15 protein-coding genes are annotated in these 17433 nt (G+C 60.2%); 2 read left to right on the top strand and 13 right to left on the bottom strand.

Translation table 11 applies throughout. The features are described 5' to 3' along the window. Positions 1-6 precede the first annotated feature (6 nt). The 5 genes from hpnH to WD767_20240 form a co-directional block, all read right to left on the bottom strand. A complete protein-coding gene (gene hpnH / locus WD767_20260) occupies positions 7-1155 on the bottom strand; it encodes an adenosyl-hopene transferase HpnH (protein MEX2618426.1) in 1149 nt (382 codons plus the stop codon). A gap of 29 nt (positions 1156-1184) precedes the next feature. Then, entirely contained in the window at positions 1185-2129 is a 945-nt protein-coding gene (gene ispH, locus WD767_20255) for a 4-hydroxy-3-methylbut-2-enyl diphosphate reductase (protein ID MEX2618425.1), read from the bottom strand. 193 nt (positions 2130-2322) lie between these two features. Further along, positions 2323-3303, bottom strand: a complete 981-nt coding sequence (locus WD767_20250; GenBank protein ID MEX2618424.1) for a flippase-like domain-containing protein — start codon at positions 3301-3303, stop codon at positions 2323-2325. A gap of 112 nt (positions 3304-3415) precedes the next feature. Next, complete coding sequence (locus tag WD767_20245; GenBank protein ID MEX2618423.1) at positions 3416-4159, bottom strand: phosphocholine cytidylyltransferase family protein; 744 nt, start codon at positions 4157-4159, stop codon at positions 3416-3418. A gap of 133 nt (positions 4160-4292) precedes the next feature. Then, a complete protein-coding gene (locus WD767_20240; GenBank protein ID MEX2618422.1) occupies positions 4293-6896 on the bottom strand; it encodes an MMPL family transporter in 2604 nt (867 codons plus the stop codon). Between the two features lie 104 nt (positions 6897-7000). Here WD767_20240 and WD767_20235 point away from each other — a divergent pair, with 104 nt between their 5' ends. Continuing rightward, positions 7001-7600: an ABC transporter substrate-binding protein gene (locus tag WD767_20235; GenBank protein ID MEX2618421.1), complete on the top strand. Its 600-nt coding sequence runs from the start codon at positions 7001-7003 to the stop codon at positions 7598-7600. Between the two features lie 27 nt (positions 7601-7627). Here the strand turns inward: WD767_20235 and WD767_20230 are convergent, their stop codons facing one another. The 8 genes from WD767_20230 to WD767_20195 all read right to left on the bottom strand — a co-directional run bounded on the left by WD767_20230 (position 7628) and on the right by WD767_20195 (position 16766). Continuing rightward, entirely contained in the window at positions 7628-8368 is a 741-nt protein-coding gene (locus tag WD767_20230) for a VacJ family lipoprotein (GenBank protein MEX2618420.1), read from the bottom strand. A gap of 221 nt (positions 8369-8589) precedes the next feature. Further along, on the bottom strand, positions 8590-9513 hold the full coding sequence (gene nudC, locus WD767_20225) for an NAD(+) diphosphatase (protein ID MEX2618419.1): 924 nt from the start codon (positions 9511-9513) through the stop codon (positions 8590-8592). 50 nt (positions 9514-9563) lie between these two features. Next, positions 9564-9920: an ArsC family reductase gene (locus tag WD767_20220; GenBank protein MEX2618418.1), complete on the bottom strand. Its 357-nt coding sequence runs from the start codon at positions 9918-9920 to the stop codon at positions 9564-9566. 38 nt (positions 9921-9958) lie between these two features. Continuing rightward, positions 9959-11476, bottom strand: a complete 1518-nt coding sequence (locus WD767_20215) for a DHA2 family efflux MFS transporter permease subunit (protein ID MEX2618417.1) — start codon at positions 11474-11476, stop codon at positions 9959-9961. 327 nt (positions 11477-11803) lie between these two features. Continuing rightward, positions 11804-11959, bottom strand: coding sequence for a hypothetical protein (locus tag WD767_20210; protein MEX2618416.1), 156 nt, complete (start codon positions 11957-11959; stop codon positions 11804-11806). A gap of 383 nt (positions 11960-12342) precedes the next feature. Beyond that, entirely contained in the window at positions 12343-13371 is a 1029-nt protein-coding gene (locus WD767_20205; GenBank protein ID MEX2618415.1) for a 2-oxoacid:ferredoxin oxidoreductase subunit beta, read from the bottom strand. Beyond that, positions 13368-15242, bottom strand: coding sequence for a 2-oxoacid:acceptor oxidoreductase subunit alpha (locus tag WD767_20200; GenBank protein ID MEX2618414.1), 1875 nt, complete (start codon positions 15240-15242; stop codon positions 13368-13370). The genes WD767_20205 and WD767_20200 overlap by 4 nt, the downstream gene beginning before the upstream one ends. Before the next feature lie 219 nt (positions 15243-15461). After that, positions 15462-16766 carry an FAD-dependent oxidoreductase gene (locus WD767_20195; protein ID MEX2618413.1) on the bottom strand — a complete coding sequence of 435 codons (1305 nt, stop codon included), beginning with the start codon at positions 16764-16766 and terminating at the stop codon, positions 15462-15464. A 329-nt stretch (positions 16767-17095) separates the two neighbouring features. Between WD767_20195 and WD767_20190 the strand changes: the two genes are divergently transcribed. Further along, positions 17096-17419 carry a co-chaperone GroES gene (locus WD767_20190; protein MEX2618412.1) on the top strand — a complete coding sequence of 108 codons (324 nt, stop codon included), beginning with the start codon at positions 17096-17098 and terminating at the stop codon, positions 17417-17419. The last annotated feature ends 14 nt before the right edge of the window (positions 17420-17433 follow it).

The following is a 17433-nucleotide window of genomic DNA, read 5'->3' as shown; positions in this document are numbered from 1 at the left end:
ATCCGGTCAGGCCGCGTCGCTGCGCCCCCGCGCCCGTTCTTCCGCTTCAGCGTGCAACTGGGTCAGCGTCTTCTGCACATTCGATTCGAAGATATATTCGGCCGGCCGCTGGTTTTCGAGCGAGATTTCCGGCGCCATCGGGCCGTCCAGTTCCGGGCCCTTTATGAATGTTTTCAGCGCTTTCATCGGGTGGGCAATCGTGTCCATCACGGCCGTGGCTTCATATCCGCAATGCACCATGCACTCGGCGCATTTTTCGTATTTGCCGGTCCCGTAGGACTCCCAGTCGGTTTCCGCCATCAGGGCCTTGTAGCTGGGGGCGTATCCCTCGCCCAACAGATAACACGGGCGTTGCCACCCGAAGACGTTACGGGTCGGATTGCCCCAGGGGGTGCACTGGTATTCCTGATTTCCGGCAAGAAAGTCGAGGAAAAGGGTCGACTGGCTGAAACGCCAGTTCCGTCCCTTCCCAAGCCTGAACACATTACGGAACAACTGTTTGGTTTTCTGCCGCGACAGGAAATGCGTCTGGTCGGGCGCGCGTTCATAGGCATAGCCCGGCGAAACCGTTATCCCCTCGACGCCGAGCGACATGCCGTAGTCGAAAAAGGCGGCGACATCTTCCGCCTGGGCCCCGTCGAACAGGGTGCAGTTCACATTGACCCGGAACCCGGCATCCCGCGCCTTTACGATAGCCCGGGTCGCGATCTGGAAGACGCCCTTCCGGTCGACGGCCCGGTCGTGATCCGCTTCCAGCCCGTCCAGATGGATGGAGAACGTCAGATAGGGGCTCGGCTTGAAGAGGTGCAGCTTCTTTTCAAGCAGCAGCGCATTCGTGCACAGATAGATGAATTTCTTGCGCGCAATCAGCGCATCGACGATTTCCTTGATTTCCTTGTGGATCAGCGGTTCGCCGCCGGGTATCGACACGATCGGGGCGCCGCATTCCTCAACGGCTTCTATACATTCATCCACGCTCAGCCGGCGGTTCAGGATATCGTCGGGATAGTCGATCTTGCCACAGCCGGGACAGGCGAGATTGCATCGGAACAGGGGCTCCAGCATCAGGACCAGTGGATATTTTTTGACGCCCTTGATCCGCTGTTTCACAACATAGGCGCCGACGCGCAATTGCTGAATGAGAGGTACTGCCACAGTTTTTCCTGTTGGGGTTTGTACGGAGATTAAGCGGTTGCCATCAGTTCGCGCGGCAATTTGAAGTGGATGTTTTCCTTGACGGTTTCGAGGTTCTGGACATCGACCTCGAAGCTGTCGCCGAGTCGCTGGATGAGTCCCTGCACCAGTTCCTCGGGCGCCGATGCGCCGGCCGTGATGCCGACCGTCCCGACGTTCTCGAGCCAAGCGGGGTCGAGCGCCGATGCGTCGGGTAACAGGTAGCTCGGGACGCCGGATTCCTGGCCGATTTCGCGCAGCCGGTTGGAATTTGAACTGTAATCCGCTCCGATGACCAGGATGACATCGGCGTGCCGGACCATTTCGCGGACGACGCTCTGGCGGTTCTGCGTCGCGTAACAGATATCCTTCACATCCGGCCCGACGATCTTCGGAAAGCGCGTCCGCAGGGCGGTGATGATATCCCTTGTGTCATCCACGCTCAGCGTTGTCTGGGTGACGTAGGCGAGTTTGCCCGAATCGGTTGTCTTGAGGCCCGCCACATCCTCTTTCCGGCTGACCAGATGCACCGTTCCCGGTACCTGGCCCATCGTGCCTTCGACTTCGGGGTGGCCGCGATGGCCGATAAGCACGATTTCGTATCCGCTGCGCGAATAACGCTGGGCTTCCTTGTGAACCTTGCTGACCAGGGGGCATGTCGCGTCGATGACCTCCAGGAACCGCCCGACGGCGTCGCCCTCGACCTTCTGCGATACGCCGTGGGCGCTGAAGATCGTGACGGCGCCTTCCGGAATTTCGTCGACTTCCTCGACGAAGATGGCGCCCTTGCTTTTCAGGGTCTCGACGACATGTTTGTTGTGAACGATTTCATGCCGGACATAGACGGGCTTGCCGAACTTTTCGAGCGCGCGCTCGACAATATCGACGGCGCGCACGACCCCGGCGCAAAAGCCCCTCGGCTGGGCCAGCAGGACCTTTAAGGGCTTTTTACTCATCGCCTACCTTTCCGATGCGCTGGCATGAAATTCTCACCATGGCGCTAACTAACATGAAGTGAGATATGCCTCAAGGAGGCACGGTTACAAGCTGTTTTGCCGAAATCCTGTCGCGCAGGTACCGCGACAGGGTCCAGCCGCCAAACGGCAGGCCGCGGGCTCCTCCGTGCCTTGCGAATGACGCCATAATGGTTCACGAATGCCGTCGCCGCCACAGGTTGCGCCCCTCGTCTATCTGCCAGGCGACCAGGCCGGGTATCCCGATAATCAATTCGCGCCCGCGCTTGATCAGTGAAAGCGTGAGCGCCAGTTCCGGCGTCAGGCCAATGAAGCCTCCGATCAGGATAAGTCCGCCTTCCTGAATCCCCAGGCCGCCGGGGATCATGAACCCGGCGCTGCGGGCCGCCTGGCTGAGGCTTTCCAGCACGAAGGCTTCCGTCAGGGTAACCGGGTGGCCCAGAAACATCAGGATCAGCCAGACCTCGCCGGTTCCCGCGACCCAGCCGATAATGCGCCAGAAGCAGCACAGGGTGGTGGCGCGCCGCTGCCGGTACATCGCGATGACCGCGGCATCCAGTGCGGCGGCTCCGCCGGTGATCGATGTCCAGGCATTAACGCTGGCAAAACGTTCCATCAGCCTGGCGAGCCGCAAAAACGGGCCGGTTTGCTGCACAACGTAAAACCCGACCAGCCCGGCGCCGAACAGGGAGAGTCCGATTGCAAGATTTACAATCGTGTCCTGGCCGCCCCCGACGATGGCCGCGAAGGCCATGACGCCGACAACGGAGAAAATGAACTGGGCCAGAATTCCGGCGGTAAGGTCTACCATGACGCTTGCGCCGGCAATCGGCCCCTCGATGCCCCGGCGGTGCAACAGGAACGCGCGCAGGAATTCTCCCCCGATCCGCGCGACAGGCAGCAGGGTATTCACGGAATCGGCAATCCAGCGGATCCAGAAAAGACGGCCGACGGAAATCCGCTTCTCCCGGGGAATCAGGACATGCCAGGAAAGCATGTCGATGACGAGCAACGCGATGCGGAACAGGACAACCAGCAGAATGCCCCAGCCGATGGCGATGGCGCCGGCCAGGATATCCGCCGCGCCATACCAGGCGATCAAGGCGGTAAACAGCCCGCCGCCGAGGATCAGGCCGATGAGGATGGACCACTTCATCGGCGCACCGGAAAATCATTCGCCGTGAACCAGCCAATGGCGTTGCGCCATAAATCCGCTGCCGGGCGGGCAAGGCGCTGATCGCACGGGGGCGATATCCTGCGCCGGACCGTCATGCGGGCAGCGGCTCCAGCCGGGGGAAAATGGTCTTTTCGGCATAAACCAGGTCATGCGGGAAATCGATTTCAGTCCAGGGAAGGCCGGTAATGTCTTCTGTGGCAAAGGTTCCGTCGGGCGATGCGTACAGGATGTCGCGGAAGGCTTGCTCGTAAATGAAATCGGTCCGCCCCGCTTCGATATAGGGGCGCAGGGCCGGTTCGACCCGGCGCGCGATATCCGCGGACAGGCGCAGAAAGCCGATCCATTCGTGAAACGTATCGAAAGGGGCGGTCGGCATCTTGTGAAAATCCACTATCCGGCCGTCCTTGAAGCATATCTTCACAGGATCGTCGCCCGGCCGGACGTTCCGGTCCATGGCGAAACAGGTCTGATGGCGCGAATTCACCAGCCTGGCCATCAGCCGGTGGTCGTACAGGACATCGCCGTCCATGAAGACTGTCGGTCCGGTGAATTCCGCCCGCAGACCCCATAGGGTATACGGTGCGCCCTTCGCGTGATCCGGGCAATCCACGGTGCGCACGAAATCGCCGGCGCCGATGGCCGCGATTTCCGCGCGGATACGCTCGGCCTGATAGCCGACGCCCATGACCAGTTCGTCGAATCCCAGGTATTTCAGGATTTCGGCGTGACGCTGCAGCAGGGTCTTTCCGCCGAAGCGGAGCAGCGTCTTCGGGGGAAAACCGGTTTCCTTTTCGAGCCGTGAGCCGACTCCGGCGGCAAGCATGACAGCTTTCATGGCGGAAATCTTCGCGAGCAGGGGGTTCCGTTTCAGGCCTGTAACGGCCCGATTTCGGCTTTTTGACACGCAATCCGAAGGGCGGGGCCTGTTTTACGCGGGATATTCCTGTGCGTCCATGTAAAACAGATGCTTATGGGCTGCGCCGGTCGCGCCAGGCCATCATGGCGGGCAGGACGAGCAGCATGCAGACCAGCGTATAGCCGATGGCGATGGTCAGGAGCTGGCCCATGCTGGTCATGCCAAGATGTCCCGACAGCGCGAGGCTGCCGAAGGATGCGATTGTCGTCAATGCGCTGAACAGCACGGCACGCGGCGTGCTGGTTTGCATGATGTCGATTGCCCTGTTCGCCGCCTGCTCCCGCATGACCATGTGAACGCCGCTGGCGACGCCAAGACCGAACAACAGCGGCAGGACGATAATATTGGCAAAATTGAAGGGCAGGTTCAGCGCGACGGAGGTGCCGCCGGTCAGCACGGCCGCGAGCGAGAGCGGCAGCAGAACCAGAAAGGACCGTGCGATACCGCGCAGCAGGACGATCAGAATCGCGGAAACCAGCACAAAGGCGATAATCGACGCCTCCCGGAACGCGGATACGACGGCGTCGCCCGCCTCGGAAATCGTAACCGGCGTTCCAACGGCATTCGGCGCCGCTGCCAGAACGGTCGCCGCGAATTGCCGCAATTCGTCGTTCGATCGAACAGGCTTTGCGGGTTGCAGCTGTATCCGCGCAACGCCGTCATTGGTGAGCCAGTTCCGACGGATGTGCGGCGGAATGTCATCCACCGAGACAGGGCCTGCTTCCAGCGCGAGACGCAGGTCGTCCAGCAGCCCGGGAAGATATCCTGTCAGCCTGCGGTCGAGATCCTGGAGGCGCGCGGCGTTGGCCGGGTCGACGGACGACAGGGCGCGGTCGAGCTGCGCCACGGCGTCGGCAAGCGGCCCGCCGGGATCGCCGGCCAGGAACGTGGCGGCCGTGCGCCTGAAATCTTCCAGGGATTCGGCAAACGAACCGGCGGCGGGCTGGTCCGCGGCCGGCGCCGTCAGCACCGGACCCAGAAAGTAAGCCATGTCGTCGATGACGGTCAGTTTTTCCGCCTGATCCTCCGGAACAAGGCTGTTGAGGGTCACGGCGGTCCCGACGCCGGGCAACGCGCTCAGCCGCTCCGCCTCCCGGGCCGCGTGGTCCAGGCCGGCAACCAGGACATCAATCGCGTACACGCCGTTTCGGGGATCATTCGCGAGATCCAGAAAGGTGGATACCGATTCGCTGGTCGGGTCCTTCAGGTTCATAGGATTGAAGTCGAATTTTGCGAAAGGCATGGCGCTGGCGGCCAGTATCGCGCAGGCGGCCGCAATCCACAGTATCGGACGGTGATATTTCCCGGTGAACGGTTCCGTTGGGACGCCGGGCGCTGCGGTTTCAATCGGTTTGCCGGGAAACAGCGACAGGATCGCCGGCAGCAGGGTCATGTTCAGAAAAAACGCAATTGCCATGCCGCCCCCCGATATGAGGCCCAGTTCGGCGAGGCCCTTGTAGTCCGTCGGCAGGAAGGACAGAAACCCGGCCGCGGCGCAAAGCGCGCCGATCGCCAGCGATCCGCCGACGCCGCACCCCGTGGCGACCAGCGCGCCGGTAGCGTCGCGGGCGGCGCGTTCGCGGTAGTACAGGCAGTAATGGATGCTGAAATCGACGCCGAGCCCGATAAACAGGACCGCGAAGGCAATTGAAATGAGGTTCAGGTGGCCGACCGCCAGCGCGGCAAAGGCCGCTGTCCAGATGAGCCCGACAACGAGGGTCGCGATGGCGGGCACGATCAAACGGATGGTCCGCAAGCCGATCACCACCAGCAGGACCACGAGGCCGAGCGTCAGCAGTCCCGCCTTCTCGCCGCCCAGCGCAACGCTGCGCAGTTCATCGTCCGCAATCGCGACAGATCCGGTCAGTCTGACTGTGACGTCCCGCAGCCCGTCGTCCCGGAGGTCCGCGGCCGCTTGCCGGATTGCGGCAAGTGCGTCCGCACCGGGGGAAAGCCCGCCATGCTCCAGCCTGGGCCGCGCCAGGACGATCTGGCGCGCGCCGTCCTTGCGTTCGCCGTCGATCAGGTCGCGCCATGCCAGCATTGCCGGGCGGTCCGCGACATGCGCGTCCACGATGCCGTCAACGCGGCGAAACAGGTCGGCCAGTTCCGCTCCCCCGGCGGCGCCATCGTTGCGCAGGGCGAGTCCGAGAAAATCGAATAACCCGTTCAGGTTTGGCTGATGCGCGAGCGTTGCCAGAAACGGTTCGGCTGCCGCCAGCCGGTCGGCAAGCGCCGATAACGATTCCAGGTCCAGATAGAGCAGGCCCGCGCGCCTGAAAAACGGATCGCCTTCCGGATATTCGATTCCCTTGAACAGGTCGCCTTTCCCGCGCAGCGCGCCGGTCAATGCCTTTGCCATCGCGGTTGCCGCATCAGACGAGGGAGCATCGACAACAATGACGATCAGGTCGCTGAACTGCGGGAACGCCCGGTCATAGGCGATGGCGTTCTGCCGAAACGGGGTTTCCGCGGAAATCATGTTCGTCGTACTGGTATCGATGGCGAGGTTGCCGGCCGCAAACCATGCCGCCGCGACGGTCAAAATCCCGCAAATGACGATAACGCTGCGGGCATGACGCGCCACGGTCAGCGTCCAGGCCGCAAAGGCCTGCTGTACCGCGGTTACCTTTTCTGAAGAGAAGCTGGTTTTCATCGGTATGGCGGGGGCGCTTTTTTGGTAAAGTACCAATAACCTGTCAGCAGAAACCTTCATATAAGTGCCGGCGTCGATGACGGCCAGAAAGGAATGCAACGAGGATGCTTCGGATATTCGGTATAGCGGCGCTGCTGTTATCGCTGGCGGGCCCGGTTTCGGCCGCTGAATCACCGCGTGACAGGATCGCGCAGTTGAACGCGACACTGCTCGACGTCATGCAGAATGCCGATGCGCTTGGCTTTCAGGGCCGCTACGCAAAGCTGCAGCCGGTGATGACGGGGCTGTATGACTTTTCGCTGATGTCCCGGGTTGCCGTGGGCAGCTACTGGAATGAACTGGACGAAAGCAACCGGAAGCGATTGATCGATGCCTTCAAGCGTATGAGCATCGCGACCTATGCAGCGCGATTCGACGGCTATTCCGGTGAAAAGTTTGAAATCGTATCCGACGAAGAATCGGTTCGGAATACCGTCCTTGTGAAGACAAACCTGATCCGGTCCGATGGAACGCCCGTCGCGCTGAACTATCTGCTGCGCCCCGCCGACGGCGACTGGCGGATCATCGATGTGTTCCTGGATGCGCGGTTCAGTGAGCTGGCGCGGCTACGGGCCGACTATACGGCAATGATTCAGCGCGAGGGCTTCGACCGCCTGGTGGAAACGATAGAGGCGCGGATTGGCGAGCTGACACCCCCGGGGTAAGGCGGCGCTTTCGTCATTGCCCGCGGTTCAGTTCCCGGAGCCGGGGGCGTCGCCATAGATATCGACAATCGGTTCGGGAACGCCATTGCGGATTTCATAGGCGCGGTTCTGCAGGAACACGCTGCGGATCGATGCGTAGTAATCGATCGATGTCTTTTCCAGGGCTTCGCTGGCATCGAGGTAATTTGCGCGCTTGTCCAGGCCTTCAATGCCGGCGCGGGCGAACGATTCCTCGGTGCTCAGCACATAACCGAGCGGGTCAAAAAACGTATCGACAAACTGGCCGACCGCATCACGGATCGTCGACGGGCCGAAGAACGGCAACATGACATAGGGTCCCTGGCCGACGCCGTAGACCGCAAGGGTCTGTCCGAAATCCTCGCTATGACGCGGCGCGCCAAGATCGGCGGCGACGTCGCCCATGCCGCCAAATCCTATAATTGTGTTCGTTGTGAACCGCGCGATCGTGTTGTGGGCCCGGTCCAGGTCGCCCTGCAGCAGATCATTTGCCAGGATGACGGGCGATTTAAGGTTATTGATGACATTTGACACGATGACACGGCCGCCGTCCGGTACAACCATGATGTACAGGCGCGCCGCGGGTTTGAGCAGCAGTTCGTCCAGAATCTGGTTGAACCGGAAAAATACCCGGTTAACGGGCTCGAACGGGTCAATATTCCGTTCATCGGCATAGGATGCCGGCATTGCGTCACCCGCCAGGGCCGGCTGTGCGGCGCCGAATGCCGAGAAAACCAGTCCCGCGAACATGACGCCGATGCGCAGCCGCGCCTTAGCCGCCAAACAACAGGAAAAATAGTGTTTCATTATCAATGCATTAGTTCTTATGGCAGTCGAATAATGGGGTAAATAAACCTATCTGTCCAATGGAAATCCTGCGCCGTCCGATATTAACCCCGTACCGGGTCCAGCCTCACCGATAAATCTTTAAAATCCGTTATCTTTGCCGCATCTGTTATTCATATGGCGGATTATACGCGGTCATGCATCCAGTCATCGATCAATCGGCGGGATATTGACTCCGGCCTTGAAAGCCGCAGCCCGTACTTGGCGGCGTTGAGTATCTTTTCTTTCTCGAACCAGCGTGCTTCGACAAGTTCGGATTCCTGGACGACAATGTCGGTCGACACCGCCTCGGCGTGGAAACCGAGCATGATATTTCCCGGGAACGGCCAGGGCTGGGAGGAGTGGTAGCGGACGCTGCCGACCCTGATGCCGACTTCCTCCTCCACTTCGCGGGCGACTGCTTCCTCCAGGCTTTCGCCGGGTTCGACGAATCCTGCCAGCGTGGAAAACATTTTCTGGGGATTGCGCCTGTTATGCGCGAGAACGCAGCGGTCGCCCATGTGCACCAGCATGATGACGGCGGGATCGGTGCGGGGAAAATGCGATGTCCCGCAGTCCGGATTGGCGCAGACGCGGACATGGCCGGCGTCCTTGATGTCCGACCGGCTGCCGCAGCGCGAACAGAAGGGATGCCGTTCATGCCAGTGAATCAGTCCCTTCGCATAAGCCAGGAGCGCGCCGTCGGCCCGGTCCAGCATGCCGCCGACGTCGCGCAGGCCGACAAACCGGCCATGCGACAGCGCGGGCAACGCCGCCGGGTTTTCCAGATGCGACAGATCTATGGCGAAAAACGATGTTCCGTCCCGCTCGCCCAGCAGGATCAGGTTCGGGTTGTCCCCGGCCAGTGCCGCCGCGTCGGCGGCGGTAATCCACGCCATGAGCGGTCCACCTTGTGAGCCATCCGCAAAAGCGATGAAGTTCTTCTCCCGCCAGACCGGCAGAATCCTTGCGTCGGACGATGTCATCCGACCCCGGACCCAGTCGGTGTCGGGACGCAACGGCCCGGCGCGATTAACGCCTGCCCCGCTATAGAAATTGAGTTCTGTCATCCGGTGATTTTCGCATGCTGGCAGGGCAATGGAAACATCCATTGTTCCCGTTACGCGGATCGTGCTTCGCGGATCCGCGCTTTCTCCGCTTCCTTGAACCCGACAACGAATGCGCCACCAAGGTCGAACACCGGCCGCTTTATCAATGTCGGATTAGCCAGCATCAGTATGGCGGCGGATTCGGCTCCGATATTCTCCCGGTCCGCGTTCGGGAGTTTTCGCCAGGTGGCGCCGCGCCGGTTCAGCAGCATTTCCCAGCCAAGGGCGGCGGTCCATCCGGCAAGCGTGTCCGGATCGATCCCGTCGGCCCGGAAGTCGTGGAACCGGTGGTCCATACCTTCTTCATCCAGCCATTTGCGCGCCGCGCGGCAGGTATCGCAGTTTTTGATGCCGAAAACTGTAATCATCAGGCGGAAATCCCGGGTTGTTCCAAAGCAGATCGCCGTCACTCGGATTTAGGGGGCCTCCGTACCAGAAGGACAAGCGGTACGGCAATAATACTGGCGAGTGTAAACGCTCCGAAGGCATTCAGGAAACCGATCATGTCGGCCTGCCTGTCCAGTTCCACGCTGATCGCGGCCAGTCCGGAAATGCTGCCGATGTCGAATTTAACGATATTCTGCGGGTAGTCCAGCAGCGGGTTGAAGTGCGAAATGAACTCCGTAAAGCGCGCATAGTTCATGCTGGAGGTCCGGATCAGGATCGTGACGCTGAGCGAAATGAAAATACTGCTGCCAATATTGCGCAACAGGTGGAACACCGACATGGTTTCCGCCAGGTATCGCGGATCGATCGTCGCGAAGGTGGCGACGGTCAGGGGCACCCATAAGATCCCGACGGCGAGGCCCTGAACCGTGCTCGCCAGGGCGACATCGAATGCCGTGACATTCATGTCGAAACCCATCATGTACCAGCCAGCCCAGGCGAGCATGGAAAATCCGACGGACAGTCCGATCCGGGGATCCAGTTTGCCGATCCACATCGCCAGGAAAAATCCGATAACGGCGCCGGCGCCGCGGCCGGCAAGCAGGGTGCCGATGACCGATTCGGGATAACCGGCGACCTCTTTCAGCATCGGTGGCAGCATGACCATCGGCGTGAAATTGAGCATCCCGTAAAGGAACACGATCACCAGCCCCAGGGAGTAGTTCCGGTCCAGAAGGTGCCGCGGATTGAGCAGCGGATTCCGGGCGATGAGACTGTAGAAAACAAACACGTAAAATGCGAAGGCGCCAACCGCCGTCTCGATTATGATTTCCTTCGATTCGTACCAGTCGAGCCGTTCGGCGCGATCCAGGATCAGCTGCAGGCATATGATGGCGGTCGCCAGGGCGAGGAAACCGGTCCAGTCGAATCGGGTGCGCTCGTTTCTGCCGCCGTCATTGATAAATATCCACAGGCCGACATAGGCCAGGATGCCCACCGGGGCCAGCATGTAGAACGCATAGCGCCAGTTATACAATTCACTCAGATAGCCGCCCAGAAACGGTCCGATGATGGGTCCGACGACGACGCCCATCCCGTATATCGACGTGACCAGCCCGTGCTGGCGCCGCGAAAACGTGTCCAGCAGCACGGCCTGCGCCAGCGGGACGAGCGGTGCGCCAAACCCGCCCTGCAATATCCGGTAGGCGACCAGGCTTTCGAGCGAATCCGCCTGACCGCACAGAATCGAGGCGACGACGAATCCGAGCACACTGTTCAGCATGACGTTCCGCCAGCCGAACCGGGCCGTCAGCCAGCCTGTGAGGGGGGTTACCGTTGCCGTCGCCAGGATGTTGAATGTCATGACCCAGCTGATCTGGTCCGGCGTGGCCGACAGCGTGCCCTGCATTTGCGGCAGGACAACACTGACGATCAGCACGGTCATGGAATAGAGCGTCGTCGCCAGCACGACGGAGACGAGAAGCATCCAGCGCCGGAATGCGCTCGGTATCTTTGCAGTATCCTCGACGGTCGTCATCCGGCTTTCAGCGACAGGGTGATTCGGGCTGTCGGCCCGCCTCCTATGAGAATGCGGAACAGGTGTTACGCGCCGGTTCCGCGCGAGTCGGGGCAGCCCGATATTGCGATGTTTCTATCGCCTGCCGGCAAACACGGCCCGGAGGCGAAACGACATTGTAACCGGTATGCCGGATAACAGCGGGAAAATCCATACAGCAATGGCGCCAAAACCCGGTCACCGGGATAAAACACGGACAGGGCGCGCAGGTTATGGCGCACATCGCTGAAAGGTATGAAGGTTTTAAGGACGAAGAAGGCGCCGACAGGTCTTGCCAGGCGATTTGCGTTAAAACGGCAGATCGGACTCCAGGAGCAGGATCAACCCGATTATTGCCGCCCAGCCGACGCCGGAAGCGATAATACAGAACAGGAAGGCCAGCCGCTTGGTAATGCTGGGCCGCTTGGAACGCGCAAGACTGTCGTCTGACTTCAAGAACTGCATCTCTGCCCCTTCCCTTACTCCGACCCTGGTGTCCGCGGATCAATCCCTAAAAGATCAAACGCATCGCTTTTTTCCCACGCGACTAAACGTTGCGGTCCCGACACTATGGGCTGTGCTGCCGCTGTTTTTCATCTGCGCGGCATACACCGGATTAACAGCAAAATTTATGCCATGAAAAAAGTAACAGTCGTTACAGTCAATTAACCCGATCGCTGCGATATAAACAAACGCGAACTGTAAAGAATTTCGACACTACCCCTTTGGCGGCGGGCCGTCAGAACAGAAAAAATGTCGAATTTTCAAGACAGTGTCAAATGCGGACGGAGGAAGGTCCGATCTTGTAAGAAATTCCGACAGTCAGAGAGAAAGAACCCGGGTCCTTCCTAACCGACAGTCCAGGTATGTCCCTTCCGCAACAGCGCGTTGATATCGCCTTTGCCCTGCGAGGAATCCCGCGCCGCCGGCACGGTTCTCATATGGTCGATATAAGAGGATTCCGCCGGGTTGCAGTAAATGACGCCGATCGCGACCGGGAATTCGGGCGGATCCATCGCGACGAGCATTGTCGCAAGTATCCGGTCGGTTTCGTCGTGGACGAGTATATCGTCCATGCCGATGCCGTTCTCGCCGAGCGTGACAACCTCGAGCGCGAGGGAACCGGGTCGGACCCGGAGGCCCTTGTTCCTGTCCGCGCCGAAGATCAGGGGTTCGCCATGCACGACGTCAATCTGATTGTCCGCGGCGATATCGCGCTCGGTAAACCGGTTGAATGTGCCGTCATTGTAGACAATGCAGTTCTGGAAAATTTCGACGAAAGAGGCGCCCCTGTGCTGGTGCGCGCGTTTCAGCACCGTCGGCATGTGTTTCTGCAGCGTATCGATCGAGCGCGCGACGAAGCGGCTGCCGCAACCGAGCGCGAATGACGCCGCAGAAACCGGATTGTCGATGGACCCGGCCGGGGTCGACGGCGACCGCGTTCCCCGCTTTGACGTTGGCGAATACTGGCCCTTTGTCAGGCCATAAATTTCGTTGTTGAAAAGCAGGAACTGTAGGTCGACATCGCGGCGCAGCACATGCAGCAGGTGATTGCCGCCGATTGACAACGAGTCGCCGTCGCCGGAGACAACCCAGATGTCCAGTTCGGGATTGGCGATCTTCAGGCCGGTCGCAATGGCGGGCGCGCGCCCGTGAATGGTATGGAAGCCGTATGTTTCCATGTAGTACGGGAACCGCGCGGCACAGCCGATACCGGAGACGAAGACGGTATTGCGCGGCTCAACGCCCAGTTCCGCCAGTGTCGCGCGGACGGATTTCAAAATCGCGTAATCGCCGCATCCCGGGCACCAGCGAACTTCCTGGTCGGATGTGAAATCCTTCGGCGTCAGGGCTGCCGGTGGTGTTACGACATTCATGATCGGTTCTCCAGTCGGGCGCGAATGGCTTCTTCTATTTCAGCAATCTTGAAGGGCTGACCGGTGACCTTGTTCAGACCTTCCGCCGGAACCAGAAACTCACTGCGCAGAATCGTTACCAGTTGTCCGTTGTTCATTTCCGGCACGAGGATCATGTCGAAACCCTTCAACAGATCGCCGAGATTCCGGGCGAACGGGCAGATATGGCGAAGATGGATATGGGAAACGCTTTCGCCTTCGGCGCGCAGGTTGCTGACGGCGCGGCTGATGGGGCCGAATGTGGACCCCCATCCGACAACCGCGATCCTGCCGGTTTCGTCACCCTGTTCCGGGGCCTGAAGCGGAATGTCGTTGGCAATGCCGGCAATCTTCGCGGCGCGGACATCGGTCATCTTCTGATGATTGGGCGCATCGTACGAAATATGGCCGCTGTCATAGCTTTTCTCGATGCCGCCGACCCGGTGTTCCAGCCCCGGCGTTCCCGGCTTGACCCATACACGGCCCAGCGTTTCGGGATCCCGCAGATATGGATGGAATCCTTCCGGATCTTCGCGGAACTTCGCCGGGAAGGGCGTGTAGCTGTCGAAATCCGGAATCCGCCACGGCTCCGACGCATTGGCGAGATACCCGTCCGTCAGCAGGATGACCGGCGTCATGTATTTGGTCGCCAGCCTTACCGCTTCGATGGCCGTATCGAAACAGTCGCCCGGCGAACGGCATGCCAGCACGGCGACAGGGCTGTCCGCATTGCGACCGTAAACGGCCTGGTAAAGGTCGGATTGTTCGGTTTTCGTCGGCAATCCGGTTGACGGACCGGCGCGTTGCGAGTTGACGACGACAAGCGGCAGCTCGACGCTGATGGCGAGGCCGATGGCTTCCGTCTTCAGGGCGACGCCGGGGCCCGAACTCGACGTGACGCCAAGCGAGCCGCCATAGGAGGCGCCGATGGCCGAACAGGCGGCGGCGATTTCGTCCTCCGCCTGGAACGTCACGACACCGTACTGTTTCATGTTCGCGAGATTATGCAGGACCGACGAGGCCGGCGTGATCGGATAGGAGCAGAACACCATTTCCAGATTCGCCAGATGCGCACCGGCGGTCAGGCCCCAGGCGATGGATTCCGCGCCCGTTACCGTACGGTACAGTCCCGGCGCAATATTCGCCGGCGGGATTGTATAGGCGGTTACTTCCGCCGGCATTTCGGCCGTTTCGCCAAAGGCGTGGCCGGCGTTGAGCGCCGCGATGTTCGCTTCCGCAATTGTCGGCAGCTTCCGGAATTTCGTCGTCAGCCAGTCAACGGTCGGCTTGCGCTTGCGTCCGTACATCCAGTAGATCAGGCCGAGCGCCCACATATTCTTGCAGCGCAACGCTTCCTTGGCGGAAATTCCCAGGTCCTTGACCGACTCGCGGGTCAGGCGGGACATATCGACTTCAAGAATCTTGTATTTCGCCAGGCTGCCGTCGGTCAGCGGATTTGCGCTGTATCCTGCCTTGTCGAGGTTCCGTTGCGAAAAGGACCCGGTGTCGACAATTATCAGGCCGCCAGCATGGACATCCGCGACATTCACTTTCAGCGCGGCCGGATTCATGGCGACCAGCACATCCAGCGTATCGCCCGATGTGCTGATGCCGCCGGCGCCGAAATTGATCTGGAACGCGGAAACGCCGAATGTCGTCCCGACAGGCGCGCGAATTTCTGCGGGAAAATCCGGGAACGTCGCCAGATCATTGCCCGCAAGCGCGGTCGCCAGAGTGAACTGGTTGCCCGTCAGTTGCATGCCGTCGCCAGAATCGCCGGCGAACCGGATAACAACGGACTCCAGGACAGATCGCGAGGCTTCTTCCGCGAATTCTTCTGCCGTTACTGCCATTCGTTTTAGTCCTTTGTCTTCTGTGAGCTCGTGCCGGTCCTTGCCGGCCATTGCCCCTGAAACTAGCGATCCGAATTATCGCAATATACGTGTGAACTGTTTACTGCCCGGACAAGGCCGCAATACGTATCGCAGGCTTGCGCGGGACGCAATAATCCTTCTGAAATACCCCGCTCGAAACCGGCGCGCCCGCAATAAATTGCGGGGGAATTTCCAGGATTAGTTGGCAAGCAAGTTCAGCATATCCTCCGTCGTTACGAATTTCTCGCGCGGCGCCCCTGGCGCAGCATTGGCAACCTCGGCCTCATTTATCAGTTGCCAGTCCTCAAAGGAAACCCAACGGATATTGCGGCTCTTCAGCAGGGCCTCGAATACGGTACGCCCCGGTTTAACACCTTCTCGGAAATCGTGCAAAATCGCTTCGGCGGCGGCAACGCCGTCGGGCTTGTTCGTGCCGATCACGCCGGTCGGTCCCCGTTTGGCCCAGCCGGCCGTGTACAGGCCTTCGGCAATGCGGCCGTCCTTGTTGCGGATCGTGCCGCTTTCCTCATCCACGGGTACTCCCGCGAGGGGCTGAAGCGAATATCCAATCGCCGGGATGACCAGCCCGCACGCAATGTCGAAGAATTCACCGGTCCCTTCGGCGCGGCCGTTCGCGACCCTGGTTTTTTCCAGCCGGATCCCTTCGACGCTTTCGCCGCCCAGGATTTCAACGGGCCTGGCGAAAAACGTAAAATGAACGGCTTTCGGCTTTTCGGGTTGCGGCGCCGCGACAAACTCCTTCAGCGTTTCCAGGTTGCGTTCGCGCAGGCGCCGGTCGCGGTCCGACCAGTCACCCGTTACCGTATCCGGAAGGTCCGACGGGTCGATCACGGCGCGGGCATTTTTGAGATGGCCCATTTCGCGCAATTCGACATTGGTGAACTTGGCTTCTACCGGGCCGCGGCGCCCCACCATATAGACGTCGGTCACCGGCGCGTTCTGTATGGTGTCCGCAACTCCTTTCGGCAAATCGGCTTCCACCATCTCTTCGCGCGTTTTCACCAGCACGCGCGCGATGTCGATGGCGACATTTCCGTTGCCGATCACGACGACGTTTCTGGTTTCGAGGCAGGGATCGAGATCCTTGAAATCGGGATGCCCGTTATACCAGCCGACAAAGGTCGCCGACCCGATAACGCCCTTCTTGTCGTCGCCCGGTATGCCCAGCGTCGCGTCGCCCGGCATGCCCGTCGCCAGGACAATTGCGTCATGGGTATTTCTCAGCTCGTCGATGGAGATATCCCGGTTGAGTTCGACATTGCCATAGTAACGCACGCAGTCCGTCAGGGCCGAGCGCTCATAGGCGCGCGTTACCCGTTTGGTGCTCTGGTGATCCGGCGCGACGCCGCCCCGGATCAGCCCGAACGGCGTCGGCAGCCGTTCGATGATGTCGATCTCCACATCGGCTCCGGATTTTATCAGCGCCTCGGCGACATAAAAGCCGCTCGGCCCCGATCCGACGATGGCAACGCTGATCGGCATTGACTCTGTCTCCCCTGTGCATCACGCCGCCAGCGAATACGCCTGAAAAACACCCGTTCCGTCAAGCTGAGCTGCGTAAAAAAGTCGCAGGCAATGCCCGCCGCCGCGTGTGCCGTCTTGATTGTCCCAAGCAGTCGTTGCGGCGTGACGGGATGCCGCCCTGGCGGAAACCGGGCCTTTTTTCGCCGGCAGCGCCCCGTTTTCCTTGACACCCGGCGGCAGAAACCTTAAGTGCCGTAGCACTCATTGCCATAGAGTGCCAAACCGGACCAGTATTTCACGATATTCGGTCGAATATGTCTGTTGAACGGTAAACTGGAGGAATTTGTATGAAGTTCAGGCCATTGCACGACCGCGTTGTTGTCAAACGGTTGGACAGCGATGCCCGAAGCGCCGGCGGCATCATCATCCCGGACACAGCCCAGGAAAAACCCAGCGAAGGTAAAATTGTCGCTGTCGGCGCCGGGTTTCGGGGCGAAGACGGCAAGGTGATTCCAATGGACGTTAAACCCGGTGACCGGGTTCTTTTCGGCAAGTGGTCCGGCTCGGAAGTGAAGCTGGACGGCGAGGATCTTCTGATCATGAAGGAATCGGACATCATGTGCGTCTTCGAAGGAGACGCCGGGAAAAGCTCGAAAAAGAAAGCCGCTTAAAGGGAGAGTTTAGA

The sequence above is a fragment of the Alphaproteobacteria bacterium genome, from assembly GCA_040905865.1.
Taxonomy (GTDB): Bacteria; Pseudomonadota; Alphaproteobacteria; order UBA8366.
Note: the sequence above shows the minus strand (reverse complement) of the source record. Positions and strands in the feature narration are given on the sequence as shown.

Coding starts and splice junctions, on each gene's coding strand:
- WD767_20215 (MEX2618417.1), bottom strand. CDS start 11,476: ATGACGACCGTCGAGGATACTGCAAAGATACCGAGCGCATTCCGGCGC.
- ispH (MEX2618425.1), bottom strand. CDS start 2,129: ATGAGTAAAAAGCCCTTAAAGGTCCTGCTGGCCCAGCCGAGGGGCTTT.
- WD767_20250 (MEX2618424.1), bottom strand. CDS start 3,303: ATGAAGTGGTCCATCCTCATCGGCCTGATCCTCGGCGGCGGGCTGTTT.
- WD767_20195 (MEX2618413.1), bottom strand. CDS start 16,766: ATGCCGATCAGCGTTGCCATCGTCGGATCGGGGCCGAGCGGCTTTTAT.
- WD767_20220 (MEX2618418.1), bottom strand. CDS start 9,920: ATGATTACAGTTTTCGGCATCAAAAACTGCGATACCTGCCGCGCGGCG.
- WD767_20240 (MEX2618422.1), bottom strand. CDS start 6,896: ATGAAAACCAGCTTCTCTTCAGAAAAGGTAACCGCGGTACAGCAGGCC.
- WD767_20230 (MEX2618420.1), bottom strand. CDS start 8,368: ATGTTCGCGGGACTGGTTTTCTCGGCATTCGGCGCCGCACAGCCGGCC.
- WD767_20200 (MEX2618414.1), bottom strand. CDS start 15,242: ATGGCAGTAACGGCAGAAGAATTCGCGGAAGAAGCCTCGCGATCTGTC.
- WD767_20205 (MEX2618415.1), bottom strand. CDS start 13,371: ATGAATGTCGTAACACCACCGGCAGCCCTGACGCCGAAGGATTTCACA.
- WD767_20235 (MEX2618421.1), top strand. CDS start 7,001: ATGCTTCGGATATTCGGTATAGCGGCGCTGCTGTTATCGCTGGCGGGC.
- WD767_20190 (MEX2618412.1), top strand. CDS start 17,096: ATGAAGTTCAGGCCATTGCACGACCGCGTTGTTGTCAAACGGTTGGAC.
- nudC (MEX2618419.1), bottom strand. CDS start 9,513: ATGACAGAACTCAATTTCTATAGCGGGGCAGGCGTTAATCGCGCCGGG.
- WD767_20210 (MEX2618416.1), bottom strand. CDS start 11,959: ATGCAGTTCTTGAAGTCAGACGACAGTCTTGCGCGTTCCAAGCGGCCC.
- WD767_20245 (MEX2618423.1), bottom strand. CDS start 4,159: ATGAAAGCTGTCATGCTTGCCGCCGGAGTCGGCTCACGGCTCGAAAAG.